22 protein-coding genes and 1 pseudogene are annotated in these 24,758 nt (G+C 54.2%); 7 read left to right on the forward strand and 16 right to left on the reverse strand.

Annotated elements, in window-relative coordinates; genetic code table 11:
- From E3E37_RS00005 to E3E37_RS00030, 6 genes and pseudogenes are all read right to left on the reverse strand, one after another.
- A pseudogene (locus E3E37_RS00005) lies at window positions 1-204 on the reverse strand (acetyl-CoA carboxylase biotin carboxyl carrier protein subunit); the annotation flags it as partial.
- Window positions 205-206: 2 nt separating this feature from the next.
- Window positions 207-578: an OadG family protein gene (locus tag E3E37_RS00010; RefSeq protein ID WP_167715175.1), complete on the reverse strand. Its 372-nt coding sequence runs from the start codon at window positions 576-578 to the stop codon at window positions 207-209.
- An 18-nt stretch (window positions 579-596) separates the two neighbouring features.
- Entirely contained in the window at window positions 597-2,165 is a 1,569-nt protein-coding gene (locus E3E37_RS00015; RefSeq protein WP_167714344.1) for a carboxyl transferase domain-containing protein, read from the reverse strand.
- 98 nt (window positions 2,166-2,263) lie between these two features.
- Window positions 2,264-2,710: a translation initiation factor IF-2 subunit beta gene (locus E3E37_RS00020; RefSeq protein ID WP_088864036.1), complete on the reverse strand. Its 447-nt coding sequence runs from the start codon at window positions 2,708-2,710 to the stop codon at window positions 2,264-2,266.
- Window positions 2,711-2,762: 52 nt separating this feature from the next.
- Window positions 2,763-5,285, reverse strand: coding sequence for an AAA family ATPase (locus E3E37_RS00025; RefSeq protein WP_167714345.1), 2,523 nt, complete (start codon window positions 5,283-5,285; stop codon window positions 2,763-2,765).
- Window positions 5,285-5,779, reverse strand: a complete 495-nt coding sequence (locus E3E37_RS00030) for a DNA replication complex GINS family protein (RefSeq protein WP_167714346.1) — start codon at window positions 5,777-5,779, stop codon at window positions 5,285-5,287. Before E3E37_RS00030 ends, E3E37_RS00025 begins: the two co-directional genes overlap by 1 nt.
- Before the next feature lie 142 nt (window positions 5,780-5,921).
- Between E3E37_RS00030 and E3E37_RS00035 the strand changes: the two genes are divergently transcribed.
- Together E3E37_RS00035 and E3E37_RS00040 are read left to right on the forward strand one after the other, a co-directional pair.
- Window positions 5,922-6,434, forward strand: coding sequence for a metallophosphoesterase (locus E3E37_RS00035; protein WP_167715176.1), 513 nt, complete (start codon window positions 5,922-5,924; stop codon window positions 6,432-6,434).
- A 64-nt stretch (window positions 6,435-6,498) separates the two neighbouring features.
- On the forward strand, window positions 6,499-7,341 hold the full coding sequence (locus tag E3E37_RS00040) for a hypothetical protein (protein ID WP_167715177.1): 843 nt from the start codon (window positions 6,499-6,501) through the stop codon (window positions 7,339-7,341).
- Here the strand turns inward: E3E37_RS00040 and E3E37_RS00045 are convergent.
- Window positions 7,322-7,912: a hypothetical protein gene (locus E3E37_RS00045; protein ID WP_167714347.1), complete on the reverse strand. Its 591-nt coding sequence runs from the start codon at window positions 7,910-7,912 to the stop codon at window positions 7,322-7,324. The genes E3E37_RS00040 and E3E37_RS00045 overlap by 20 nt on opposite strands.
- 89 nt (window positions 7,913-8,001) lie before the next feature.
- Between E3E37_RS00045 and rtcA the strand changes: the two genes are divergently transcribed.
- Entirely contained in the window at window positions 8,002-9,027 is a 1,026-nt protein-coding gene (gene rtcA, locus E3E37_RS00050) for an RNA 3'-terminal phosphate cyclase (protein ID WP_167715179.1), read from the forward strand.
- 10 nt (window positions 9,028-9,037) lie between these two features.
- On the opposite strand, the gene E3E37_RS00055 is transcribed toward rtcA, so the two are convergent.
- The 9 genes from E3E37_RS00055 to shyB form a co-directional block, all read right to left on the reverse strand.
- Entirely contained in the window at window positions 9,038-10,978 is a 1,941-nt protein-coding gene (locus E3E37_RS00055) for a hypothetical protein (RefSeq protein ID WP_167714348.1), read from the reverse strand.
- Window positions 10,979-11,143: 165 nt separating this feature from the next.
- Window positions 11,144-11,989, reverse strand: coding sequence for a TatD family hydrolase (locus E3E37_RS00060; RefSeq protein WP_167714349.1), 846 nt, complete (start codon window positions 11,987-11,989; stop codon window positions 11,144-11,146).
- Window positions 11,990-11,999: 10 nt separating this feature from the next.
- Window positions 12,000-12,308 carry a translation factor gene (locus E3E37_RS00065; RefSeq protein ID WP_167714350.1) on the reverse strand — a complete coding sequence of 103 codons (309 nt, stop codon included), beginning with the start codon at window positions 12,306-12,308 and terminating at the stop codon, window positions 12,000-12,002.
- 303 nt (window positions 12,309-12,611) lie between these two features.
- Entirely contained in the window at window positions 12,612-13,313 is a 702-nt protein-coding gene (locus E3E37_RS00070; protein WP_167714351.1) for a DUF257 family protein, read from the reverse strand.
- On the reverse strand, window positions 13,313-13,978 hold the full coding sequence (locus E3E37_RS00075) for a DUF257 family protein (RefSeq protein ID WP_240921902.1): 666 nt from the start codon (window positions 13,976-13,978) through the stop codon (window positions 13,313-13,315). Before E3E37_RS00075 ends, E3E37_RS00070 begins: the two co-directional genes overlap by 1 nt.
- A gap of 113 nt (window positions 13,979-14,091) precedes the next feature.
- Window positions 14,092-15,339 (reverse strand): NAD(P)-dependent hydrogenase/sulfhydrogenase 2 subunit alpha, encoded by a 1,248-nt coding sequence (gene shyA, locus E3E37_RS00080; protein ID WP_167714353.1) that lies wholly within the window; start codon window positions 15,337-15,339, stop codon window positions 14,092-14,094.
- Complete coding sequence (gene shyD / locus E3E37_RS00085; protein WP_167714354.1) at window positions 15,336-16,076, reverse strand: NAD(P)-dependent hydrogenase/sulfhydrogenase 2 subunit delta; 741 nt, start codon at window positions 16,074-16,076, stop codon at window positions 15,336-15,338. Before shyD ends, shyA begins: the two co-directional genes overlap by 4 nt.
- A complete protein-coding gene (shyC, locus tag E3E37_RS00090) occupies window positions 16,073-16,948 on the reverse strand; it encodes an NAD(P)-dependent hydrogenase/sulfhydrogenase 2 subunit gamma (protein WP_167714355.1) in 876 nt (291 codons plus the stop codon). Before shyC ends, shyD begins: the two co-directional genes overlap by 4 nt.
- Entirely contained in the window at window positions 16,945-17,949 is a 1,005-nt protein-coding gene (shyB, locus tag E3E37_RS00095) for an NAD(P)-dependent hydrogenase/sulfhydrogenase 2 subunit beta (protein WP_167715180.1), read from the reverse strand. Before shyB ends, shyC begins: the two co-directional genes overlap by 4 nt.
- 167 nt (window positions 17,950-18,116) lie before the next feature.
- Between shyB and nuoE the strand changes: the two genes are divergently transcribed.
- The 4 genes from nuoE to E3E37_RS00115 all read left to right on the forward strand — a co-directional run bounded on the left by nuoE (window position 18,117) and on the right by E3E37_RS00115 (window position 24,757).
- A complete protein-coding gene (gene nuoE, locus E3E37_RS00100) occupies window positions 18,117-18,581 on the forward strand; it encodes an NADH-quinone oxidoreductase subunit NuoE (protein WP_167714356.1) in 465 nt (154 codons plus the stop codon).
- Window positions 18,574-20,376: an NADH-quinone oxidoreductase subunit NuoF gene (gene nuoF / locus E3E37_RS00105; protein WP_167714357.1), complete on the forward strand. Its 1,803-nt coding sequence runs from the start codon at window positions 18,574-18,576 to the stop codon at window positions 20,374-20,376. Before nuoE ends, nuoF begins: the two co-directional genes overlap by 8 nt.
- A gap of 1 nt (window position 20,377) precedes the next feature.
- A complete protein-coding gene (locus E3E37_RS00110) occupies window positions 20,378-23,236 on the forward strand; it encodes an NAD(P)-binding protein (protein WP_167714358.1) in 2,859 nt (952 codons plus the stop codon).
- A gap of 135 nt (window positions 23,237-23,371) precedes the next feature.
- Entirely contained in the window at window positions 23,372-24,757 is a 1,386-nt protein-coding gene (locus E3E37_RS00115) for an ATP-binding protein (RefSeq protein WP_167714359.1), read from the forward strand.
- Window position 24,758 lies beyond the last annotated feature (1 nt).

Consider the following 24,758-nt stretch of genomic DNA (forward strand, 5'->3'; position numbering starts at 1 on the left):
GGCGGCCGTGGGAGCGGGAACGCTCGGGGCACTCGGGGCACTTGCGGCGGGAACCGCGCTCAGGGCACCCACGTCGATTCCAAGGCCCTTCGCCTCAACGGTGTACTCTTTGTCCTCAAAGGCAACCTTAAAGCGGCCCATCCCAAGCTCCTCAACCTCAACCTCGTACTCAACACCATCAACGATGACCTTGACCTTCGCCATCTTCACCACTTCCCCATTTCGTAGTTGAAGTCCTCAACCTCTTCCATCTGGCTCTGGACGCCGTAGAGGCGCCAGGCATCGGAAACTTTCCTCTTGAACGGCAACAGTCTGAGCTGTGAAGCCTTCTCCGCGGTGTATGCCAGCACCGCGGCCGTTATGACCGCGAGGTCCCTCGGCGGTATGGCGGGCTTCTCTTCGCTCTCTGCCCTGGAGGGTGGAACGGGGACTGGGGAAGGGGCTTTCCCCTCCCTTTCCACCAGCCTTCTCTCTGTCCAGCCAACGGCGTAGAGAACGACCGCCAGTATGCTGAGCACCATGAAGACTATCGTCACTCCCAGCACCGTCAGGTTCAGGCCCTCCATGAACTCGCTCATCACAACCATGCTAACACCTCACAGCGGTATGTTGCCGTGCTTCTTGGGCGGCAGCTTAACACGCTTGCTCTCCATGGCCTCCAGAGCGAGGATTATCTTTGCCCTCGTCTCCGCCGGGTCTATGACGTCGTCGATGTATCCCCTCGCGGCGGCGACGTACGGGTTGGCGAACCTCTCGCGGTACTCGGCTATCTTCTGCTGGCGAACCTCCTCCGGGTTCTCAGCCTGAGCTATCTCCTTTCTGAAGATTATGTTTGCGGCCCCCTCGGGACCCATAACCGCTATCTCCGCTGTGGGCCAGGCGAAGACGAAGTCGGCACCCAGGTGCTTGCTTCCCATCGCGAGATAAGCACCGCCGTAGGCCTTCCGGAGGATGACGGTAACGAGCGGAACTGTGGCTTCCGAGTAGGCGTAGAGAACCTTTGCGCCGTGTCTTATGATTCCGCCGTACTCCTGCTGAGTTCCCGGGAGATAGCCCGGAACGTCCACGAGGGTAACGATGGGTATGTTGAAGGCATCGCAGGTTCTGACAAATCTCGCTATCTTGTCGCTTGAGTCTATGTCAAGAACGCCCGCGAAGTGTATCGGGTTGTTGGCGACTATGCCGACGGTCTGGCCGTTCATTCTGCCGAAGCCCACCACGGCGTTGGGGGCGAAGTACGGGAGTATCTCAAGGAAGTCCGGGTTGCCGTTCTCGTCCCTGTCAACTATCTCGTAGATGACCTGCCTGACGTCGTAGCCCTTGTTCGGGTCGTCCGGGACGATGGAGTAAAGGCTTTCCGTCTTCCTGAAGGGCAGGTCGGTGGTCTTGACGCGCGGCGGCTTCTCCATGTTGTTTGATGGCAGGTAGCTTATAAGCCTCCTTATTAACGCCAGAACCTCTTCGTCGCTCTTGCCAACTAAGTGGGCCTGCCCGCTTCTCTGGGCGTGAACCATCGCGCCACCGAGCTGAACCGGTGTAACCTCGACGCCTGTCACAGCTTTAACGACCTGCGGGCCTGTGATGAACATGAAGCTCGCCGGGTTGTCCACCATGAGGATGAAGTCACCTATTGCCGGGCTGTACACCGCACCACCGGCACAGGGGCCCATAATGGCTGTAATCTGCGGCACAACACCGCTGAGAATCGTGTTCATCTTGAAAATCTCGCCGTAGCCCTTGAGGGAATCGACGCCTTCCTGAATCCTGGCTCCACCCGAGTCGTTGAGGCCTATGATTGGCGCTCCAGCTTCGAGTGCCAGCTCCATTACGCGCTTTATCTTGGCCGCGTGCATCTCACCGAGGGAACCGCCCATGACCGTGAAGTCCTGGGCAAACACGAAGACGAGCCTTCCATCGATGGTACCGTAGCCGGTGATGACGCCGTCGGCGGGCAGTTCCTTCTTGTCCATGCCGAATTCGGTACCGCGGTGCTTCACGAACATTCCGATTTCCACGAAGCTTCCGGGGTCCAGGAGCTTTTCAATTCTCTCGCGAGCCGTTAGCTTTCCCTTAGCGTGCTGTTTTTCGACGGCCTTTTCGCCGCCCATCTCAAGAATCTTCTTCTTTCTCTCATACAGTTCGTTAACCTTCTCTTCCATGCTCATGAGAACTCCCCCTGACCGCTGAGAGTGTCGCCTACTTGTAGTTTGTAAAGTTTAAAAGAGTTTTTATCGGCCCTCAAATCATGAAAAGAAAAGGGTATTCAGAGGTGCTGAATCGGCGTTTCGGCACCACAGGCCTCGCACTTGAGGAAATGGAAGCGGCCGCGCTTGATAATTTTCGTATCCGGGCTTCCACAGACCGGACAGATGACGTAGTCCTTGAGGTACTTCTTCATCTTGTTGGCTATCAGGTAAGGTGTGAAGCGTCCCTGCAGTATGACGCGCCTTCCTTCGAGTGTTCCGGCCGTTGCCACCTCACGCAGGATGAACTTGAGCAGGTGGTTCGGGTCGCGGTTCATGGCCTCGGCTATGTCCACGAAGTTCTCGATTATAGTCCTGTTTCCGGCTATCGTGACCACCGCAGCGGGAACCTCGAAACGAGATGTGTGATGCTTGACGTTCTCGGGGAGCTCCTCGTAAGCCTTATCGAGTAAGCCTTCGAAATCGTAAAAGTCAACCTTCTTCTCGCTCACTTTCCTCACCTCCATCTTAACTATCGGGAGACGTTTATAACCTTTTGGCGTGGATAAATGGTGAGAATCAGAGCACGCGGTAGAAGCCCGCACGCGGCTCGTATATCCTCGCGTCCCTCTTAAGGTCGTTGAGGAGCTTCTTTATCTCGTTCTCCGAGCCGAGGCCGGCCTGCTTCGCGGCCTCGATTATCCTGTCCTCCGGGGCTCCAAACTCTCCCTCGCTCTCCAGGCTCTTTATGATGTCCACCATCCTGTCGATCTTGTTTATCTTCTTGGAGCTCTTGCCGACCTCCAGTATGGAGACGTCCAGCGTTCCCTCCTCGTCAACGGCTATTTTCCTTATCATGTCCTCGATTATCGCTATCGCAGCTTTAGCATCTTCCCTCGTGACCGTCTCGCTGAGGCGCATCCTTGCGTGGGCCTCGCTGAGCCTTATCAGGGCCTCCAACTGCCTTGCGGTTATTGGAATCGGCTGCACGCCGTCCTCCTCGCCCGGGCGCTTGAAGCCCTTCCTCATCCTGACGTAGTAGCGCTTTATCTCCTCCATCGCTTCCCTGCTCAGCACGGGATGGACGTTCTTCCTGGCGTAGGCTATGTACTTCTTGAGCAGGTCGTAGGGTATCTTGGGCGTTACGGCCTCGGCCTCCCCGCGGCGGACCTTGAGGATGTGCTCCGCTATGCTCGCGTCGACCTTCTCGTCGGGCTCGTCGAGGAGCAGGAAGATGAGATCGAAACGGCTCAGCAGGGTTGGTGGGAGGTCGAGCTGCTCGGGTAGGGACTTGTGGCGATTGAAGCGGCCGTACTTTGGATTTGCGGCCGCTATGACGGTGGTTCTTGCGTTGAGAGTGGCCGTAATGCCCGCCTTGGAGATGCTTATTGTCTGCTGCTCTAGTGCCTCGTGTATCGCGCTCCTGTCGCGGTCGCTCATCTTGTCGAACTCGTCGATGCAGTTGTGGACTATGATTCCCTCGGCCAGGAAGTTGTGCTCGCCCGGCACGTAAAGGTCGTAGACGTAGCCCTCGTAGGGAACGCGCTCGATGGAGACGATTTCGTCCGACCTGGGTTTGAAGTCCTCATCCAGCCCCACAACGCTTTCTCCAACCCTGAACTTCTCCGCCTCTTTCCACTCAAGGGTCTGGCCGTCTATGAGGAGGTGGTCAGGGGTTAGGGTTACCTCGTTGCCGGAGCGGAACTTCAGCCTGAGTAGCTCACCTTTCCATGGCTTCCTGCGGATTATCGTGGCCGTGGAAGTCCCCGTCTTCATGGTTTCAAGGTTCAGGGCGACGACGCTCATCTCCTTCTCCTGAATATCAACGACCTGGCCGTCGGAGAGGGCCTTATAGGATTTCTCAAGCTCGAAGAGGTCTTCGATGCGAACGTACTTCCCATCTACCAATACCCTCGAATCGGGGTGCAGGCAGGCGAACCCGCCATCTGCCAGAACGAGAACACCCGCTTCGAGAACCCAAGACCCCGTGAACTCGTCCCGGACTGCTGCGGCCGTCAAACCGGCGGCGGAGCTGCTCTTTCCACTCGTATAAATCGCTCTCGGCGCTAAATTGGCAACGTATCGGAGGAGCTGACTCTTCGCTACTCCCGGATCTCCAACCAGCAGAACGTGGCTCTCTCCCCTTAGCTTCGTTCCATCGGGGAGCGTTCTCTGCACGCCACCGAAGAGGGCCAGGGCTATGCCCTTCTTGACGGTCTTGTGCCCCCATATTGCAGGTGCTATTGAGTCAACTATCGCATCGACGATGTCCTTTCTCTTTGCCAGCTCCCGTATCTTCTGCTCGTCCTCCGGTGAAATCTCAAGCTCCTCTATCTCCTTGCTGAGCTGTTCGATGTGGTTTACCTCCAGAACCTTCTTGAATATCGGCCTCTTGTCCCTCTGCTCAAGGATGACGCGCAGTATGCCCGTCACGAGAACCCTATCGCCCGGCAGTGCCGTGTCCACGAGGTCATCGAGCAGGATCGCATCAACGAAGCGCGGCATCTGGCCTCCTTTAAGGCTCTCGGGTCTGTCCTGAAGGCGGAAGCTCTGGAAGTTGATAAACCTGCTCTTCTCGACGTCGAGGTCAACGTTTCTGGAGCCGCAGGCGTCGCACTTGCTCGGCTTGACTATGTTCTCGTAGGGTCTCTGGAGGCGAACCATCTCGTTGCCGCAGTCCTTGCAGACGAATACAGCCTTCTCAACGAAGGGCTTCACCTCGCTCACGCGCGTGATTATACCCTCAACCTGAATGAGCCTGTTTATGTGCTCGCTCCCAAGTTCTTTGACCAGAAGGGTTCTGGGAAGGTTGTAAAACCTCGCGTGAACTTTGAACTCTTCCTCCTTGAGGAGGGGCGGCTCTCGCAGGACTATCTGAATGGCATCCTCCGCCGCAAGAATGCTTTCCTCAGGGTTCTCAAGGAGCTCCGCCGCCAGCTCGGGGTCAAAGGAGTTGAGGTGCGTCCAGTCTATAGCCAGCGAGCGCTTTGGGGTGACCGTGAGAAGGTCTTTGAGCTTGTTCAGGTATACCTCGTTCCCGCTGTCGTCCACGTACTCTCTCAGAAAGCGCGCATACCTCTCTATCATATCCTCCCTGTCCATCAGTCCTCACCCAGCCACTCGTTTCTAATCCTTGAAAGCTGAAGGTATATCCTTCTCTCCTCCGGCGAAAGCCTCGAAAGAAGCTCCAGGCTGTTGGGCCTCAGCATGACCGCCTTCAGGATTTTGTTGAAGCGTATCGTCTTCAGGTGTTCCAGCTTCTTCTTCAGGTTCGCCAGCTTCGTCAGCTTGACGTTTATTGTCTCTATGCTCTCCCCTGCGTTCATCCTCACGTAGTTCTCCAGGTAATACATGTAGAACTCGGCCCTCTCGTACAGCCCGGCAGGGAGGGGCATCAAGGGCTCGTTCTCACGCTCCTCCGCTATCGCACGGTCTATCTCCCCTATCACCTTGTCGGTCTCGTCAATAACTTCGACTATCCTAGCCTCCCAGAGTTCCTTTGCCTTCCAGTCCTCAAGGAGAACGACGTCACCAGCGCTCCAGTCTCCCAGGGGACGGAGGATTTTAACCGCTATGACCGCCCTACCGGTGAACATGACATCACCCTCTCGAATATACCCATCCTCTCGAATGCCTATTAATTTTGTGTTGTTTTTTGTATGAAAAAACTGGAAGATTTTCACGTATTTCCACGTTAACCCTATAAGCCTTGAGGGTGTACTCTTCATGGGTGAGGACATGCTGATAGGTATAATGAGCGATACCCATGACAACCTTCCTGCAATCGCTAGGGCGGTCGAGCTGTTTAACGGAAGAAACGTTGAGCTGGTCATCCACGCGGGCGATTACGTTGCCCCCTTCGTTGCCAGGGAACTCAAGAAGCTCCGGGCACCGCTCAGGGGTGTGTTTGGCAACAACGACGGCGAAAGGAAGGGCCTCTACGAGGCGCTGGGCATCTACGATGAGATACTCGAAATCGAGGCCGACGGAATGAAGATAGCCGTGACGCACGGCACCGACGAGCGCATCGTCCGCGCGCTGGCCAGGAGCAGGCTCTACGACGTTGTCATAGTCGGTCACACCCACCGCTACGAGATACGGGAGGAGGGCAGGACCATACTCGTCAACCCCGGCGAGGTCTGCGGCTACGTCACGGGGGTGAAGAGCATCGCCCTGCTGGACACCAGAAAGAGGGAGGTGCAGATAGTCAACCTCGACACTGGGGAGCTCCTCGGGGCAATGAGTCTCTGAAGGTTGATGATTTTTGCATCCTGTTTTTGTTCCTCCAATCAGCAGAGACAAACCGGGGATGGGTATGGAGGATATACTGATTCCGAGGGAAAGGCGCGACGCGGTCGTGCTGATAGGGGTCGACGGGGGGGAGAACGTGGAGTTCATAAAGGTTTACGCGGTCAGCGAGGAGAAGGCAAAGCAGACACTTGAGGAGTTTTTCAGTGCCCGGGGCCTATTTCCCGGCGACTACCGGCTCGTGAGCAGGGGAAGCGAGGAAGTGGGGGGGAGAAAGGCGATAACAACGAAGAGCGAAGCCTCGCTCAGTGCCTCCCTAGCCAGGCTTGGCCTCAGGCTTCTCTCCAACGGGGTTCTCTACCTTGAGGGTGTTGAGAGGATCTACCAGTTTACACTCGTGAGCGAGTCCCTTTACCGGCGCATAACCACCGAAAAAGAGGGAGATGTGAAAGAAGAACCCATCCCCGAGTTTGAGCCGCTGGATGTGCTCTCACTCGGCGTTGACGTCCTGGTTGAGAACCTGAGGGGAATCGAAGTGGCAGAACTCCTCCCGCCTAACGCGGTTCTCCTGAGGGAGCCGCCACTTGAGGAAGTCTACGAACTGCTGGAAACGGAGCGGGATTTCCCGGTTGTCGTGGAAACAAAGGACGCGGGAAGGTATTCCTCCCTGGATTTTCCCGCCGTCGTCCGCCTTCCGCCCCTGACCGTCGAGGAATTCGCGGCGGAGCTGTCGGAGAGGCTGGGCTTTGTGGTTGAGCCGGAGCGCTTCCTCGACTATCCCCCTGAGCGGCTGAACCTGAAAAACGCGGATGCCCTGGCGGGGCTGGTTAAGGCCCTGATGGCTCAAAAGAGATTTTCCCCCGAGGAGGCCCTCTCCCTCGCAGTGAGGCTCAACCTCGGAGGGCCTTAAAGTAGCGAACAACCATTTCGCGGAACTCTCTGTTGTGCTTGCCGAGGGCGGCGTTCACGAGCTCCTTCAGTCCGGCTTCCTCCGACAGGTAACTCAGAAGAAGGGCGGCGTCAACGCTCAGCTCGCTCAGGAAGTCAGCCTTGGCCAGAAATTCGGAGCGGTCCGCGGTCTGTTCTCTGAGCTCCACGATTCTTCTGAGGTAGGGTTTCACCTCCTCTTCCCGCCTCTCGAACTCCAGCCAGTCTATTGTCGTTGAAGTTCCCACGCGGATGTACTCCCAGGGTTCCCTTAGGTAATCTCCAACGGCCTTCCCCAGCTCGGAATTCAGAATCTTCTGCCTAAACTCCTCTAACTTCCGATAATCATCGCTCAGACGTTTTCTGTCAACCACGTCAAGGCTCGCAAAGAGCAGCAGCCCTGTGAGATAGCATTTTGCCGCAAAGGGAATTTTCGGGAGGAGCAGAGCGTTTCCAGAAATTGTGAGTGTGCCGCCCTCCTCTCTCAGGAGGTTTTCAACGCACATTCCCAGCGGGTAGCTCATGCTCTTGATGCAGAACTCAAGCTCGTCCATGCTCACACCACCTGAAATTGGTTTCACCGAGTAAAAGCCTTTCGGCAAAATTTTTAGCATCCCCGCCGAAACCTCCGACGGTGGGAGAGATGATAGTGATAGACGGCTCCTACGGTGAGGGAGGGGGGCAGATACTGAGGACGAGCGTCGCCCTTTCAGTGATCACCGGAAAACCAGTTAAAATCGTTAAGATTCGCGCGAACAGACCGAACCCCGGCCTGAGGCCACAGCACCTCCACGGAATTCTAGCCCTGAAGGAGCTGAGCAACGCGAGGGTTAAGGGTGCTCAGGTCGGCTCAACGGTTCTGGAGTTCATACCCGGGAAGGCAAAGCCCCGGCATATTCGTGTGCCCATAAAGACGGCCGGGAGTGTAACCCTTGTCCTTCAGGCCCTGCTCCCTGCGATGGCCTTCACCGGGGGAAGCTTCGAGGTAACCGGGGGAACCGACGTCCCCTGGAGTCCACCGGTGGACTACCTCAGGAACGTTACGCTCTTCGCGCTGGAGAAGATGGGTCTTAAAGTTGAACTCGAAATCAGGCGGAGAGGTCATTACCCGAAGGGAGGTGGCCTCGTCATTGGAAAAGTTGAGCCCTGGGAGGAGAGGAAACCCCTGAAGGCCGTCGAGTGGAGCAGAATAGAGCGCTTCGCCGGAATAAGCCACGCCACCAACCTTCCTTCTCACGTCGCCGAGAGGCAGGCCAAGGCGGCCAGAGAACGGCTTGAGGAGCTTTACAACGTCCCCGTGGAGATAGAGACCGAGGTCTCGCGCTCCCTCGGGCCGGGAAGCGGTATCGTCGTCTGGGCCGAGACGGATGAACTGAGGCTCGGCGGTGATGCCCTCGGGAAGCGTGGGAAACCCGCGGAAGTGGTCGGGAGGGAAGCGGCTGAAGAGCTGATAGCCCAGCTGACCGGCGGAAAAGCGGTTGGCAGGTTCCTCGGCGACCAGCTGATACCGTTCTTAGCCTTCGCCGGCGGCGAGCTTGGGGTGGCGGAGGTTACCAACCACCTTGTCACCAACGTCTGGGTCGTGGAGCGGTTCCTGGGAAAGGTCTTTGAGGTGGAGGGGGAGGTTGGAGAGCCTGGAAGGGTGAGGGTGGAGAACTTTAGGCATTAAATATTAAATTCTAGTCATTACTAAAGAACTTGCTAAATATTCCAAATTTGACTCCTATCGATAGGCTTTTCCACGTAGCGGGACATAATGTTAAAAGTAACTTTAATTCTTCTTGTCTTAGGTTTGGAAAGCTGCCATGCTTTTTGTGGTAACCTCGTATATAAGCTAGCTGTGGGAAATACAACACTACAGACTCCAGATTTGATTTAAGGTCTTTTATCAAAAACTTTGTTTTTGTGTATTCTTTTTTATTAGGTATCTTTTGGAGGAGTTCATTAAAAATCTTGTCAATTTCCTTTTGGAGTTTTTTAACTTCATCTGGGTTATATATTGGCGGTCCTCCATTAACGTTGTTCTCATAATACTCGATTTTCCTTTTATATTTCTCCCAGATATCCTTTTTTATTTTTTGAAGTATGTTATTGGCATCCGCAAGCATACTTGTATTTAATGTTTCCGACAACTCATTGAATATCTTATCAACATGAGATCTGCGTATATCTATCGCATCAAGATACTCTATTATGTAATCTTCGCCTCCTAGCTCAGGTATAACAATAGAACCATCTTTGTAGTTGTCTAGGTCTTTGAGATATTCATTGAAAAGATTCTCGTTTTTAAACATTTCCCTGACTTTATCAATTGATAACAGTAGTATGGGTTCTCTAATGAATATCTCCCCTGTAACATTATGAGTTTTTCTTTCGATAACTTTGGTTAACTCACCTGTTAGAGGATAAACATTTTCATCAAGTTCAATTTCGTACACTCCCAAAATGTCGATTCCCTGTTCAAAGGGATTTATTGTAAATATAACATCAGATACAATGCTTTTTTGTTGTCTGTATTCTTCAGTATCATATGTTATTTCAACCTCAAAAGGAGTTTCGACTGGATGGAGAACTACTATTTGTTCTTCATCAGTACTTAAGACCATCTCATCTATTTTTTCCCTTAGGGATACATGTCTTTTTAAGTGTTCATAAAGTTCATCCAATGTTTGGGGAGGTAAATACGTTGAGCATCCTCTTACAGTAAAGTTTTTGAATTCTATTTTTCTCTGTTGAGGGTCTCTAATATATTGCAGAAGGGCTTTTCTGTTAACTATTAATACTTCTTCATGAAACTCTCTTAGCATTAGTTCCCTTAAGTTTTTGTATTCTGACTTAGTTTCAGAGGCGCCTAACGGTAGATTCCAACCGATTGGGGGTATAGTCCTGAAAATTAGCATTATGTAGTATTTCTTTCCTATCTTTACTATTGGCAAAACTCCTGCGGATGCCCACCTAAATGGAGTCTCACGGATTTTCGTGTTTAAAAGCTTCTTATATTTAATCCATTCAATGAAGTCCTTTTCAATGTCTTTGTATTGTTCTTTAGCTTTTTCGAAAAAATGTGTCTTAAGAAATTTTTTCCCATCATTATTGTATATCCCATAAGACTGGCCAGTTAAGTCTATTTTCAGTGTATATTTCCCACCTCTGTAGTTCATTTCCAGTTTGTTCCTTAAGACTACTATTGAAAATGCCCACTTTTTCCAGAAGTATTTTTCTGTTAAGTGCCTTCGTTGAACATACAAAGGTTTTTTGCAGCCTACTTTTAATTTTTCTTGTTTGTCTTTACATTTAGTGGACTCAAGTACTAAATTGAGATTTCCAGTAACATTTCCATGCTTTTTGCTGATTTTGGTGACCATTAGATCAGTATCTTCATTTAGTGATTTATACAGATTGTTCCGTATAAATTCCCACCTAATAGCGAGATTTAACATGAAAGGAGAATAAAAGATTTTCAATAACATAACTATAAAAATATGCCTAATTTCTTCATTTACACTCTCTATATACAATCTAAATTTAGAATTTCTTAGAGCTATTATAAGGAGAATCGTGGATATTATAGTGAATCCTATTATTAATATTGGCATTTTGCTTAATGCAATACTCAACACAATTGTCGATGTTATAACCCATAATGATCTTAAGAGCTTTTTTGTTTTCTCATTTTCTCCTGTCAACTCAATTAGAGCTCGTATAAACATTAGCAGGACTAACCAGAGAATTAAGAAAATAGGAGATTGAAAAAACACTTCCAGTAACATTGGAATCCCCAGCTTTTATGTTTGTAAATCCACCTTATAAACCTTCTCCGGGTTCTCGACGTGAATCTTGTAGACGTCCTCCTCGGTGAAGAGGCCATTCTGGAGGAATGCCTTCGTTCTCTTCGGCACGGTCTTCGGCCCGAGAACAGCCCCGGGACGGCTCTTGTCGTCTATGTAGTCGGTCTCCATCATGAAGCGGTTGCCCTGCTTTATCGCTTCCTCGATGTTCTTCCTGCTCGCGATGATGCTCGGGAAGACTCCGACCTCCTCAGCGACCTTCACCAGCGGCGGCGAGAAGTGCTTGACGACCCTGTACGGCTTTATCCCGACCTCCCTCACGTACTCGCCGAGCTCCCTGAACTTCTCCTCGTCGAAGCTCTCTGTGTGAAGCTGAACAGCACAGCCGGCCTCCTTCGCTAGGCTCATCCCGTACTTCATCAGCTCGATGCTCGCCCCCCAGATTTCCTCGCTTACCTCGTAGTGGGGCCTACCTATTTCGCCTATCGCTATCGCTTTCCCTTCCAGGCAAAGTCTCTGGGCGTATTCAAGTGCCTTCATGACCTCGTTTCTGGCATAGTTTAGGCCCTTCTGCTCGGCCATATAGACAAACTCCGCGGGGTGAACGCCGACGACGGCATAGGCTTTAACCGGCGTTTCTCGGTTGATTCTCTCGACGAGCCCGATGTGGAAGTCCATTGCCCTCATGAAGTCCTCGGCCCTCAGACCTTGGAAGCCGTAGTCGTGGGCCGTCTTGTAGACAACCACCAGGTGGGTTCCTCCGGCACGGTGGAACTGCTTGACGGCCTCAAGGAAGAGGCCCTTGTAGGGGTCAACGTGAAAGTGGTCGTCCCAGATTATCATGACAATCACCTCACGAGCGGTAAACTTCGAGGATGTCTCCTTCTTTAACCTTAAGCACTCCCTCAAGAACCAGGGCCGCTTCGTCGTGCTCCACGATGAAGTCCACCCTTCTGTTCTGGAGGCGTATCTCCCTCACGAGCGCTATTCCACCGCCCTTGAGCTTGTAACCTGGATATATAATCCCCTCAAGCACGATCCCCCTCAAAACCTGCTTTCCGGGGATGCGAGTAGTCCCAACAACCTTGAACTTCCCGATGTGATGCCTTGAGGCTATCTCCGGCCCATTCACTTTCCTTCTGAACCGTTTGAAGATGTCCATACACCTCCCCCGAGAAGATTGGTAAAAGGGGATTAAAACTTGTCCCTGTGTTGCCTATTTCGCGTCATCACGGGTATATCCTATAGTACCTCATAATTCTCTACAGGCATGCTTTCTCCGGCATTACTTCGACTTTGTCCCCGCTGACGATGGGGGATCCCTGGTCTTTCTCCTTTACATTCACTGTGATTTATTGAATGCCAAGAATCTTGGGACACTCCATCCTGAATTTCCACGGGTTTTTGGAACAATTTGAGTGTGCTCCATCTTTTCTTGCCCTACCCAGGAGCTCCCCAAGAAGGTTCACATCCACCACCGCAGTATCTCCCTTGGGGAGACGAGCAGGTGATCTCTGTGCATGAGCAGTGTGAAGACAGACTTTTTCAATTTTATATCTATGAGTTCGTCCTCGTCTTGGAGTTCTATCACGGATGTTGCCAGGTCTTCGAGCATCGGGAGGGGGTTGAACTCTAGGGTTTCCATGATCGGCGTTTCTATCAGGTACAGGTTTATTCTCCTCGCATCTCCCAGCTTCTGCTTTATCAGCCCCATAAGGGTGTAAATGCTGTGGACATCACCCTGAAGGACCAGTAGCCTCTCCAGGCCGAGGACGAGATGCACGTACGTTGAGTTACCCGTTATCTTCTGGAGCTCCCTGTCGATCTTTTCCTGATAGACGTGAGGGTCGTTTCCGAACTTTATTCTTGCTATTACGTCCCCTACCTCTTGGGTTCCACCCACCTTGATGACCTTCACATCGGGATCCTTTACCTGAACCCCCATCAGTCTCAGATGGGTCATGTAGACGGGTAGTGTGTCGAATATGTCCTCGACTATCAGGGGGATTCCCCTCTTTTTTGAGTACTGGATGAATGCATGGAGTGCGAACTCTATCCCCAGTGATGCCCTGTTCTCGACTATGGTGGTTCCTCCTGGCCAAATCTGCTCCAGCAGTTCGTCGAGGTCCCTTTCTGTGATCAGAACTGGTTTTTTTAGGGCTTCCATTAGCTCCACCCTCCCGCATCTATCGTTGTTTCCGTTCCAACCAGACTTGGATTAATGGTCTTCAGGACTTTAACATCTGCCCCAGTGTGGTACGGTGTCAGCCTGACGACGGTCGTGGAGATCCTTTCCAGCTCGTAAAGGCTTTTCACGGGGAGACTCTCCATTATCCCCTCATTGACAAGGTAGAACGCCTTTCTCCTCTTGTCTCCTGTGAATCTCTGCATGGCAAGTATAATGCGGTATGTGTCAAGGGGAGTTCTCGTGACGAGAAAGAGGTTCTCCAGCCCCAGGACGAGGTTTATCATTGGGGAGGGAATTTCTCTGAAGATTTTAATGCTGCTTTCTTCATAGTTTTTGAGGTAGACCCTTGGATCCGGGTGAAAAGGAACCTTTGCCAGGACGTTTCCTACGTCAAATTTTCCTCCGGTCTTAAGAACGTAGACGCTGTCCAGATCCAGGGAAAGTCCCATGGTCTTGGCGTGGATTGCAATAGCGTGAAGAGTGTCGAAGTTATCATCAATAACCAGGGGGACGCCCCTCTCCTTTGAGTACTCGATGAAGAACTTCAGGGTGAACTCTGGAATGTAGGATGTGGTGTACTTTACCAGAACCGTCTCACCGGGAAGAACAGAGTCAATTATTTCGGCGACCTTTTCCTGTTCCATTGCTCTCACCTTTTTAAGGTTATTTGGGAGGGATATAAATATTTTGGAAGAATCCTCGGTTTAACGGCGTTTATTGGAGATGTATGGAAAATAAAATGAAGTCCTTCGCCGACTTAGAGCTTCACCAGGTGAACCGAGCAGGAGATACACGGGTCAAAGGCCCTCACTGTCTCCTCGAGCCTCTGAATCATTACCCTCTCCTCGGCCTCCCCGTACAGCTTTCTTGCCTCCTCCAGCAGGCTGGCCTCCATCATCGCGTGGTTCAGCGCCGTGGGGGTTATTATGTTGGAGTAGGCTATGTTTCCGTTTCCGTCTATGCGGTAGTGGTGGATGAGCACGCCTCTGGGCGCCTCCACGTAGCCTATTCCCTCACCCTCCCTGGCTTCAACAGGGACGTTCTCCCCTTCGATTCCCCTATCCAGAAGAACCTTGGCTATCTCCTTTGCCCTCTCAAGGGAGTAAACCAGCTCTATCGCCTGGGCGAGGTTGTTGTAGCTCACGTACCCTGTGGCAAGCTTGTCTCTGTGCTCCTCGAAGAGCCTCTTTGCCGTGTGAGTCAGCATCTCCGACTTTAGGAGGAGTCTTGGGAGGGCGCCAACGAAAAATGGTTCCCCCTTATAGCGGCTCTGCTTTGCGAAGCTGTACACGAGGGAGCGCTCCTCTATCCGCTCGGTGTAGTGGAACTCCCCTTCCTCGTCTGATACCAGCTTTTCGCCCCAGAGGTAACCGTCGGTGGCGACGAAGTGTTCCGCCCGTGCGCCGTACGGGTCCAGCTGGGCGAAGAGCCTTACCGCCCTCCTGGCCAGCCTGAGGAGTGCCTCACTTTCCTTCTCCACCCTCTCAAGCTCTTCCACGGAGGGATACCTGCCGAAGCCGCCTGGCTTGACGTTTATACCGTGTATCTCCCTGCCGCCCACTATAACCCTTATCCTGTTCCCGAAGGACTTGAGGGCCAGGCCTTCCTTTACAAGCTCTCCGTGTTTGGTCGCCATCCGTATCGCATCGGGGTAGCCAAACACGTCGGGAGCAACGAGGAGATAGAGGTGCAGCGCGTGGCTTTCCAGCAGTTCGCCGATGAGTCCGAGCTCCCTGATGAGCTGAATCTCCTCCGGAACCTCCACGCCGAGGGCCCTTTCTATGCCCAGAACGGAGGCGACGCTGTGGGAGAGGTAGCAGATGGCACATATCCTCGCTTCGAGATCGGGCACGTCGTAGTAATGCCTGCCAAGGGTTAGAAGCTCAAAAAAGCGCGGCCCTTCGATGATCTTAAGCCTGACGTCCTTTACCTCCCCGTCATCTATGACAATCTCTGCCTTACCGTTGCCTTCAACCCTCGTAAACTCGTGGAGTTCTATTATCATGGCTCCCACCTCGCGAAGGTCTTGAACTTCCTTATGATGTATTTGTCATCGTAGCCGAGCTCCTTGAGTATCTCGTATTCGCCCGCAGGGTTCACTTCTCCGGGCAGCGGACCGCGGCAGCCTATACAGCCGAGGCCCGAGCGCACGCAGACGGCGTTGCAGCCGCCATAGGTTATCGGGCCGAGGCACGGAAGGCCCTTCTTCACCAGCACGCACTCGTATTCATTGAGCTTGCACTCGAGGCAGACGGGATAGTCTTTTTTAACGGGCTCGACGTCCTTGGCGATGTCCAGGAGAACCTGGTAGACCTCGTTCTTGTCGTAAGGACAGCCGGGGAGTGCGAAATCAACTGCCACGTACTCCACCACCGGCTTTGAATCGAGGGCACGCATCGGATTGCCTTCATCTCCGTAAACGGCCTTCAGCTTTTCTCTGATTGGCAGCTCAACGCTGGCCTGAACCGAACCGTGGGTTGCGCAGGTTCCGAGTGCTATCAGGTAATCAGAGTGGTTTCTCGCCTCCTTGAGCAGGTTCAAATCGCGCTGAGTGGAGACGGTTCCGGTAACGAGGGCCACATCGTAGTGATTTTCCACCTTCAGACTGGTTGCCATGTGGAACTCGGTTATCTCGTAGAACTCAAGGAGGTCGAAGAGCCTCTCGTAAAGGAAGAGCATGTTCAGGGCACAGCCACCGCAGTCGGTAAGCTCGAAAACTGCCAACTTAAGCTTGTCCATCATATCAACCCCCTCGTGGAGAGAGCGTCCCAGTAGGTGAAGACCGGGCCGTCCTGGCAGATGTACTTCATGGAGACGCTTGTTCCGACGACACAGTGGCCGCATTTGCCGACTCCGCAGCGCATGCGCCTTTCAAGTGTCATGTATATTCTGCCCGGTGAGAGCTTCCTGTCCAGGAGCTCCCTTATGACGAACTTGTACATGACCGGCGGGCCGCAGATGAGGGCGTACGTGTTGTCCACGTCGAACTCCTCGCCCCTGAACAGGTCGGTGACGACACCCTTGCAGACCCTGTCCGAGAACCCCTGTTCGAGGTAGATGCATGAGGGGCTCTCAACCTCATATGCCAGCTTCACTGAGCAGTTCATGGCCTCACCGTGCTTGAGGAGGTGAATTATCTCGTCGCGGAAGAGTATGTCCTCGTAGGCCTTGGTTCCGTAGAGCAGCCAGACGTTCTCGTATTTGCCAGTATCAATGGCGTACCAGAGCACCGAGCGGAGGGGAGCCATTCCCAGACCGCCTGCGACCAGAATCAGATTCGAGCCCTCCATCTTTTCCATCGGGAAGCCGTTGCCGTAGGGCCCGCGGATTCCAACAACGTCGCCCTCTTTCATTCTGTGGATGAACTTGGTCATCCTGCCCGCTTTCCTTATGCAGAGCTGGAAGTAGCCCTTTCTTGTCGGTGAGGAGCAGATGCTTATCGGGAACTCTCCGAAGCCCCGGATGTCAACGATGACGAACTGGCCCGGCCTAAAGTCGAACTTGTCTTCGATCTTTGAGTCAACGAAGCGCAGGGTGAAGAGCTTCTCCCTCGATGTTAAGTCCTTCACTTCGAGAATCCTTGCGTCATAGGTTTGATACGGATTCTCGCTCATCTCAGCGACCCCCTAACCTCCTCAAGAACCTTAACATGCTCTATCTTCGCCGGGCAGAACTCGTCGCAGCGGCCGCAGCCGACGCAGTTGTAGCCCGAGGAGGGGTCAAAGTAGCTCTTGCAGTAGTAGCGGTGCCTGAAGCGGTCCAACCGCGTGGGCCTGAAGTTGTAGTTGCCCGCAACGAGTCCGTGGTTCTCCATGAAGCAGGAGTCGTAGCGCCTCTCCCTCACCGCGCTGTAAGCATCTATCCAGCGGTCGCAGACCTCGTAACAGCGGCAGGTCGGACAGACCATGTTGCAGTTGCCGCAGGCGAGACATATTTCGGCGTACTTTTTCCACACCGGGCTGTTGTATGCCAAATCGAGCATGTCGGCGAGGCCCTCCTGTGGAAGCTCCTTCTGGAAGGCTTTCGCGCGCTTCTCTTCGAACTCCTTGAAGTTGGCCAGGTCTTCGTCGGTTACCTCCTCGAACAGCTCGCCGTTTTCCCATGCGATCTCATGTCCCCTGACGCTGCCGATCCTCACCAACCAGCCGTCGGGAAGCTCGTGCAGGAACAGGTCGAAGCCGTCCATCGCGAAGTGCGTTCCGAGGCTCTTGCAGAAGCAGTACTCATCTGGCATGCAGCTGATACCTACGATGACCGTTTTCTCACGCCTGGTCCGGTAGTAGGGGTCGGCTGGCTCGTCGAGGTAGACCTTGTCCAGTATCTTGAGGCCGTGTATGTCGCAGGAATGGAGTCCGAAGAGAACCATCGGTTCCACTTCGAGGTTTTCTTCCCAGCGGCCGTTTTTCATGCGAAGTACGGTGTCCCTCGGCCTGAAGAAAAACTTCTTTGGTGGGAGCATCGTTCTGTTGTAATCCAGGGCTATCTCTGCCGGGTCGTGGACTTTCTGGAAAGAATAGATGCCACCCCTCTTTACCGGGGCGTAAACACTGCCCCAGGCCTCAAGTGACTTGAAGAACCTCTCAAAGTTTTCGGAGGGTAGTTTTATGTATCTCAAGGGCATCACCGCCTTGAACGGGCTTACGATTTTAAGTTTGTAAAGGATTGATTTAAGAATTTTTCAAACAAATGGTTGCCAACCAGATGTTACAAACTTGTACTTTAGTGCACTCTTATAAACATTAAAGTCGAAACTTTTCCGAGAAAAGCTTGCGGTGATGCAAGATGGAAGCTTCGTTCGATTACATGCGCTCTTATCCGCCGGAGCCGAGTTCTCTAATCCCTCTTCTCCAGAGAACCCAGGAGCGCTTTGGCTACCTTCCCAGGGAGGCCCTTGAAGAGATTGCGAACTACCTCGGGATTCCCCTCAGCAGGGTCTACGGGGTCGCGACTTTCTACGCCCAGTTCCGCTTTGAGCCTCTTGGAAAGTACGTCATCAAAATCTGCCACGGTACAGCGTGCCACGTCAACGGTGCCGTCAACATAGCGCAGGCCATAACCGAGGAGCTCGGGATTGAGGAGGGTCAGACGACCGAGGACGGCCTTGTAACGCTTGAACGCGTTGCCTGTCTCGGCTGCTGCAGTCTTGCCCCCGTGATAATGATAAACGAGAAGGTCTTCGGCAAGCTGACACCGGACAAGGTCCGGAAGCTCGTCAGGAAGCTCAAGGAGGAGAAGCTCGATGTCTGAGATTAAAGCCATCGCAGTTGGTATGAACTCCTGCGGTATAGCTGCGGGCGCCAAAGAGACCTATGAGGCCATAAAACGTGAGCTTGAGAAAAGGAATCTCGACGTCAGGCTCAAGATAGTCGGCTGCGTTGGCATGTGCTACCGCGAGCCTCTCGTGGACATCATCACCGAGGACGAAATAATCACCTACGGCCACGTTGACCCGAAGAAGGTTCCGAGGATCATAGAGGAGCACGTCATTAATGGGAAACCCATAGATGAGTGGGTGGTTAAGCGCGACTGGTGGGAGAACGGGGAAAGAAAGACGTGGGACGTTGACGGCTATTTCGCCAAGCAGAAGAAGATAGTGCTTGAGAATTCGGGATACATTGACCCCGAGAACATCGATGAGTACATAGCTGCTGGCGGCTACGAGGCCCTCAAAAAGGCCCTCAAGATGGAGCCCGAGGAGATCATCGACGTAATCATGAAGTCCGGCCTGAGGGGAAGGGGCGGAGCGGGCTTCCCGACGGGGCTGAAGTGGAAGTTCGCGAGGGAAGCTAAGGGCGACGTCAAGTACATCGTCTGCAACGCCGACGAAGGTGATCCTGGAGCTTTCATGGACAGGAACGTCCTTGAGGGCGATCCGCACAGGGTAATAGAGGGCATGATAATCGGAGCCTACGCGATCGGAGCGACGAAGGGGTTCATCTACGTCCGCGCCGAGTACCCGCTCGCGATAAGGAGGCTGAAGATAGCGCTGAAGCAGGCGCGCGAGAGGGGATTCCTCGGCGAGAACATCCTTGGCTCGGGGTTCTCCTTCGACATCGTCATCAAGGAAGGTGCCGGGGCCTTTGTCTGCGGTGAGGAAACCGCTCTGATAGCCTCCATAGAGGGCAAGCGCGGAATGCCGAGGCCGAGGCCTCCTTACCCGGCTCAAAAAGGTCTCTGGGGCAAGCCCACGAACATCAACAACGTCGAGACGTGGGCAAACGTGCCGTGGATAATAAAGCACGGCTGGGAGGCCTACGCCTCAATCGGAACGGAGAAGAGCAAAGGAACGAAGGTCTTCGCCCTCTCAGGCAAGATAAAGCACGGCGGAAACGTCGAGGTTCCGATGGGCATGACCCTGAGGGAGATACTCTACGATATCGGCGGCGGGACGAAGACCGGTAAAAGAATAAAGGCCGTCCAGCTCGGCGGTCCTTCAGGTGGCTGTATCCCGGAGTACCTCTTTGACACTCCCGTTGATTACGAGAGCGTCAACGCAACTGGTGCAATAATGGGAAGCGGCGGAATGGTCGTCATGGACGAGGACACCTGTATGGTCGATGTCGCCAAGTTCTTCCTGGACTTTACCGTGAAAGAGTCCTGCGGGAAGTGCACCTTCTGCCGTTTGGGTACCAAAAGGATGTGGGAGATTCTGGACAAGTTCACCCAGGGCAAGGCCACCGGGGAAGACCTTGAGAAGCTCGAAAGGCTCGCCTACCATGTCAAAGCGGGTTCGCTCTGCGGCCTCGGCCAGACGGCACCAAATCCAGTTCTAACAACGCTCCGCTACTTCAGGGATGAGTACATGGCCCACATCGAGGGCCGCTGCCCGGCCAAGGTCTGCAAGCCGCTCATAAGGTACGTCATCATCGCCGACAGGTGCACCGGCTGTACGGCATGTGCGATCTTCTGCCCGGTGAAGGCGATAAGCGGCGAGAGGCTCAAGCCCCACGTCATCAACCAGGACGAGTGCATCAAGTGCGGGACCTGCTACGAGGTGTGCCGGTTCAACGCCATCGAGATAGTCGATGCGGGGGGTGAGTGAGATGGTCAAAATCATAGTCAACGGTAAAGAGCTTGAAGCTCCCGAGGGAAAGCCGCTCATAGACTTCCTGCGTGAAATCGGGGAGCACATCCCGGGCTTCTGCTACACGAACGAGCTCGACCCTTACGGCTCGTGCAGGCTCTGTCTCGTTTCAACGCCCAGAGGAGTGACAACCTCGTGCACGCTCAAACCAATGGAAGGGCTGAAGATAGAGACCCTCAGCGATGAAGTCGTTTCAATGAGAAAGACCGCGCTGGAGCTCATCCTCTCGGACCACTACGGCGACTGCATCGGCCCATGTCAGGACGGCTGTCCGGCGCACAGCGATGTTCAGGGCTACCTGGCGCTCATAGCGATGGGCAAATACCACGAGGCTGTTAAGCTGATGAAGGAGAAGTACATCCTTCCGGCGGTCCTCGGAAGGGTCTGCCCGGCCTTCTGTGAGGACGCCTGCAGGAGGAACCTCGTGGATGAACCCCTGGCGATAAGGCAGCTCAAACGTTTTGCCGCTGACTACGACCTCGAGCACGGCCCGTGGATGCCTGAGATACCGCCCTCGACAGGGAAGAGGATAGCCGTCGTCGGCGGGGGGCCAGCTGGCCTTGCCTGCGCCTATTACCTCAGGACCATGGGGCACGAGGTTACGATAATCGAGGCCATGCCCGAGCTCGGCGGAATGATGCGCTACGGGATTCCGCCCTACAGGCTTCCAAGAGAAGTCCTCGACAGGGACATCGCGACGGTTATAAACACCGGAATAGAGGTGAAGACCAACACCGCCCTCGGAAGGGACGTTACACTCGAAGAGCTCCGCGAGAGCTATGATGCCGTCTTCCTCGGCGTCGGCGCCTGGAGAAGCAGAAGGATGGGAATTCCGGGCGAGGAGCTTGAGGGAGTTATGCACGGCATAGAGTTCCTCCGGAAGGTTAACACCGGCGAAAAGGTTGAGCTCGGCGAGCGCGTCATAGTTGTCGGCGGCGGAAACACTGCGATGGACGTGGCGAGGACGGCTTTAAGGCTCGGTGCAAAGGTTACCGTCGTTTACCGCCGCTCAAAGGCCGAGATGCCCGCCAACGAGAGGGAAGTTGAGGAGGCCATGGAGGAAGGCGTTGAGTTCATGTTCCTCACCAACCCAGTCAGAATCCTTGGAGACGGCAGAGTCGAGGGAGTCGAGCTGGTGAAGATGCGCCTCGGTGAGCCGGATTCGAGCGGAAGGAGGAGGCCGATACCGATAGAGGGTTCGGAGTTCCGCGTTAAGGCCGACAACGTGATCCTCGCGATAGGCCAGTACTGTGACGAGGAGTTCCTCAAGAGCCTCGGCATAGAGGCGAAGCGCGGGAAGGCTCTCGTTGATGAGGTAACCCTCCAGACGAGCATCCCCGGCGTTTTCGCGGGCGGTGACCTCGTCCTCGGGCCCTCAACCGTCATCGAGAGCATCGCGACGGGAAGAAGGGCCGCGATAATGATAGACCTCTACCTCAAGGGCAAGCTCGATAAGGCAAAAGCAGTCCTCACCGAGCCGGAGAAGTACATAGAGGAGGTTCTCGGCGACGACGACCTGTATAGGGTTCTCTTTGACCTCAGGCCCTACAACCACTGGAAGAGGGTCACCGAGAAGGACTACGAGGGTGTGGAGAGGCTGCCTAGGGCCAAGGTCAAGCTCCTCGAACCGGAAAGGAGGAAGAAGACCTTCGAGGAGGTCGAGCCGGCCTTGAGTGAGGAGGAGGTTCTGAAGGAAGCCCAGCGCTGTATGAGCTGCGGCTGTATGGAGGTCTTCCGCTGCAAGCTGAGGGAGTACGCAACGCTCTACGGTGCCGAACAGCACGCCTTCGAGGGCGAGGGGAACAAGTTCGAAATAGACGAGAGCCATCCGTGGGTGACGCTCGACAACAACAAGTGCGTCCTCTGCGGCCAGTGCGTCAACTTCACCCATGAGGTCGCTGGAGAGGGCGTCCTTGACTACCTGTTCAGGGGCTTTGCCACGAGAATCGGGCCTCCACTTGGAGAGAGCCTTGGAAACATGGAGGGCAGGTTCATCGGGGAAATGATAGACGTCTGTCCGGTGGGGGCTATAACCGAGAAGCTCCCCTTCGTCAAGCCCGGCCCGTGGAAGACGAAGCCGGTAAAGACCATCTGCAACGGCTGCTCTTTCGCCTGCGAGATGAACGTGGAGGTTTACGACGGCATGCTCGTCAGGGCATCGAGCAGGGAGGATTCATGGAACAGGCATATCTGCGACCACTGCAGGTTTGACAGGCCCTGGGCCGAAGACCTTGCCGGGCCGCTCCTCAACGGAAAGCCAGTAAGCTGGGAGGAGGCAAAGCGCTTCATAGCTGAGGGGAGCTACGCCTTGATCCTGACTCCCGACTTAACCAACGAGGAGATTGCCTTCCTGAAGGAGTTTGCCGGAAGGAAGGGTATTCCAGTGGGCTCAACGGTGAACGGAGGCTCCTCGACGGCTACGCTGGAGGACATCAGAAACGCCAAGAGGGTTCTCCTGAAGGCCAGCCCGGAGAAGTTCCCGCTCCTCAAGATACTGCTGAAGGGCAAGGAAATCGTCGAGGAGGAATACGATGTGGCCGTTTTGGAGGGCCCAGCGGAGCCGCTCGAAGTGCCAACGCTTATCCTGCACGAGGGCGTCAACGCCGCCGGAATCATCAAGGCGGGCATCGGGGGAATCCCGGAGAGCGAAGCCTACGTGGTCGTGGGCAGGCCGGCGAAGGAGCTACCTGGAGATGTCCTCGTGATTCCGGCCGGAGTGTGGGCGGAGAAGAGCGGAACGGTAGTCAACGCCCTCGGAATGGAGCTGAAAATGGAGAGTGCGAGGGAAGGTTACTCGCCGCTGGGGCTTTTTGAGTGATTTTTGTCTTTACCCCTCCACTTTCTTCCAGACCTTTCCGGGATAGGTATGTCCTGGCTTGGTCATCTGGAACCCGTCTGGAAGTTGGAAATGCTCTCCGAAGTTTTTAAATAGCATAATGACGATTATATAATCATGATTACGCAAAAGTTCGTTGACAGGGAGGAGGAAATCGCGACCCTGAGGAGGGCATTTGAAAGGGGTGCCCTCGTTGTGGTCTACGGAAGGAGGCGAGTCGGGAAGACGCGGCTTCTCATCGAGGCCTCGAAGGGCTTCGAAACCCTCTACCACCTGTGCAAGGAGGAAGAGCCAAGGGAAACCTTAAAGTCCCTCAACGCAAAGCTCTTCTCGCTGACGGGGGATGATTCTCTTCTCAGACGCCCGGTCAGCTCCTTCGAGGAGTTTTTTGAGCGGCTTCCCGAGGGGGTCGTGGTGATATTCGACGAGTTTCAGGTGCTGGTCAGGAATCACCCGAGAATCCTCGGCGTCCTGCAGGAGTACTGGGACTTCTGGGGAAAGGGCAGCCTTGTCCTCTGCGGTTCAAGCGTCTCAATGATGGAGGAGCTGACCTCCTACGGGAGCCCGATCTACGGCAGGAGAACGCTCTCCCTGAAGGTTCAGCCCTTAAAGTTCCGCCACGTGGGGGAGTTCTTCCCGGGTTACAGCCTCGAAGATGACGTCAAGGTTTACGGCGCGGTGGGCGGTGTTCCGGAGTACCTCCTCCGCCTCGACCCCTCGCTTCCGCCTGAAGAGAACGTACGGAGAGAGTTTTTTGGCAGGGGTTTTCTCTACGAGGAAGCTGAGTACCTGCTCCGCTACGAGCTCAGGGATTTGAGCACCTACAACACGATACTTGAGGCAATAAGCTACGGCTACCGCTCCTTCAACGAGCTGAAGACCGCGACGGAAATTGACGGCTCGAAGCTGACCCGCTACCTGAGCATACTGATGAACCTCGGCATCGTTGGGAGGGAACTGCCGGTCACGGCCACGGCAAAGAAGAGGCGGAGGAACTCCCGCTACTTCATAAAGGACAACTACTTTGCCTTCTACTACACCTTCGTCCACCCATTCAAGGAGGAAATCGAGCTCGGCATTCCGGATGTTGCCGTTGAACATTTCGAGCGGAGCTTCAACCGCTACCTCGGCTTCACCTTCGAGGGCATCGCCAGGGAATTCCTCCTGGAGATGAACAGGGCTGGGAAGCTGCCGTTCAGGTTCACCAAGGTTGGAAGGTGGTGGCGTAAGAACGAGGAGATTGACCTGCTCGCTCTGAACGAGAGGGAGAGAAAGGCGTTGTTCGTCGAGGTGAAGTGGAAAAGCCTGGAGGAGAGGGAAGCACGTGGAGTTCTCAAAGACCTGGAGCGGAAGGCTGAGCTGGTCGGGCTTGAAGGGTGGAAGAAGAGCTACGGGCTGGTGGCGAGGAGGATTAAAGACAAAGAGAAGCTGAGGGAAGAGGGCTACCTCGTCTGGGATTTGGGGGATTTCGAAAGGCTTATCTCTTCCAGAGGTGAGGATTGAG

This window comes from Thermococcus sp. ES12 (genome assembly GCF_012027515.1).
Taxonomy (GTDB): Archaea; Methanobacteriota_B; Thermococci; order Thermococcales; family Thermococcaceae; genus Thermococcus; species Thermococcus barossii.

Excerpts from the sequence above, each read along its gene's own strand:
- E3E37_RS00010 (WP_167715175.1), bottom strand. The coding sequence starts at position 578 with ATGAGCGAGTTCATGGAGGGCCTGAACCTGACGGTGCTGGGAGTGACG.
- E3E37_RS00015 (WP_167714344.1), bottom strand. The coding sequence starts at position 2,165 with ATGAGCATGGAAGAGAAGGTTAACGAACTGTATGAGAGAAAGAAGAAG.
- E3E37_RS00020 (WP_088864036.1), bottom strand. The coding sequence starts at position 2,710 with ATGGAGGTGAGGAAAGTGAGCGAGAAGAAGGTTGACTTTTACGATTTC.
- E3E37_RS00025 (WP_167714345.1), bottom strand. The coding sequence starts at position 5,285 with ATGGACAGGGAGGATATGATAGAGAGGTATGCGCGCTTTCTGAGAGAG.
- E3E37_RS00030 (WP_167714346.1), bottom strand. The coding sequence starts at position 5,779 with ATGTTCACCGGTAGGGCGGTCATAGCGGTTAAAATCCTCCGTCCCCTG.
- E3E37_RS00035 (WP_167715176.1), top strand. The coding sequence starts at position 5,922 with ATGCTGATAGGTATAATGAGCGATACCCATGACAACCTTCCTGCAATC.
- E3E37_RS00040 (WP_167715177.1), top strand. The coding sequence starts at position 6,499 with ATGGAGGATATACTGATTCCGAGGGAAAGGCGCGACGCGGTCGTGCTG.
- E3E37_RS00045 (WP_167714347.1), bottom strand. The coding sequence starts at position 7,912 with ATGGACGAGCTTGAGTTCTGCATCAAGAGCATGAGCTACCCGCTGGGA.
- rtcA (WP_167715179.1), top strand. The coding sequence starts at position 8,002 with ATGATAGTGATAGACGGCTCCTACGGTGAGGGAGGGGGGCAGATACTG.
- E3E37_RS00060 (WP_167714349.1), bottom strand. The coding sequence starts at position 11,989 with ATGATAATCTGGGACGACCACTTTCACGTTGACCCCTACAAGGGCCTC.
- E3E37_RS00065 (WP_167714350.1), bottom strand. The coding sequence starts at position 12,308 with ATGGACATCTTCAAACGGTTCAGAAGGAAAGTGAATGGGCCGGAGATA.
- E3E37_RS00070 (WP_167714351.1), bottom strand. The coding sequence starts at position 13,313 with ATGGAAGCCCTAAAAAAACCAGTTCTGATCACAGAAAGGGACCTCGAC.
- E3E37_RS00075 (WP_240921902.1), bottom strand. The coding sequence starts at position 13,978 with ATGGAACAGGAAAAGGTCGCCGAAATAATTGACTCTGTTCTTCCCGGT.
- shyA (WP_167714353.1), bottom strand. The coding sequence starts at position 15,339 with ATGATAATAGAACTCCACGAGTTTACGAGGGTTGAAGGCAACGGTAAG.
- shyD (WP_167714354.1), bottom strand. The coding sequence starts at position 16,076 with ATGATGGACAAGCTTAAGTTGGCAGTTTTCGAGCTTACCGACTGCGGT.
- shyC (WP_167714355.1), bottom strand. The coding sequence starts at position 16,948 with ATGAGCGAGAATCCGTATCAAACCTATGACGCAAGGATTCTCGAAGTG.
- nuoE (WP_167714356.1), top strand. The coding sequence starts at position 18,117 with ATGGAAGCTTCGTTCGATTACATGCGCTCTTATCCGCCGGAGCCGAGT.
- nuoF (WP_167714357.1), top strand. The coding sequence starts at position 18,574 with ATGTCTGAGATTAAAGCCATCGCAGTTGGTATGAACTCCTGCGGTATA.
- E3E37_RS00110 (WP_167714358.1), top strand. The coding sequence starts at position 20,378 with ATGGTCAAAATCATAGTCAACGGTAAAGAGCTTGAAGCTCCCGAGGGA.
- E3E37_RS00115 (WP_167714359.1), top strand. The coding sequence starts at position 23,372 with ATGATTACGCAAAAGTTCGTTGACAGGGAGGAGGAAATCGCGACCCTG.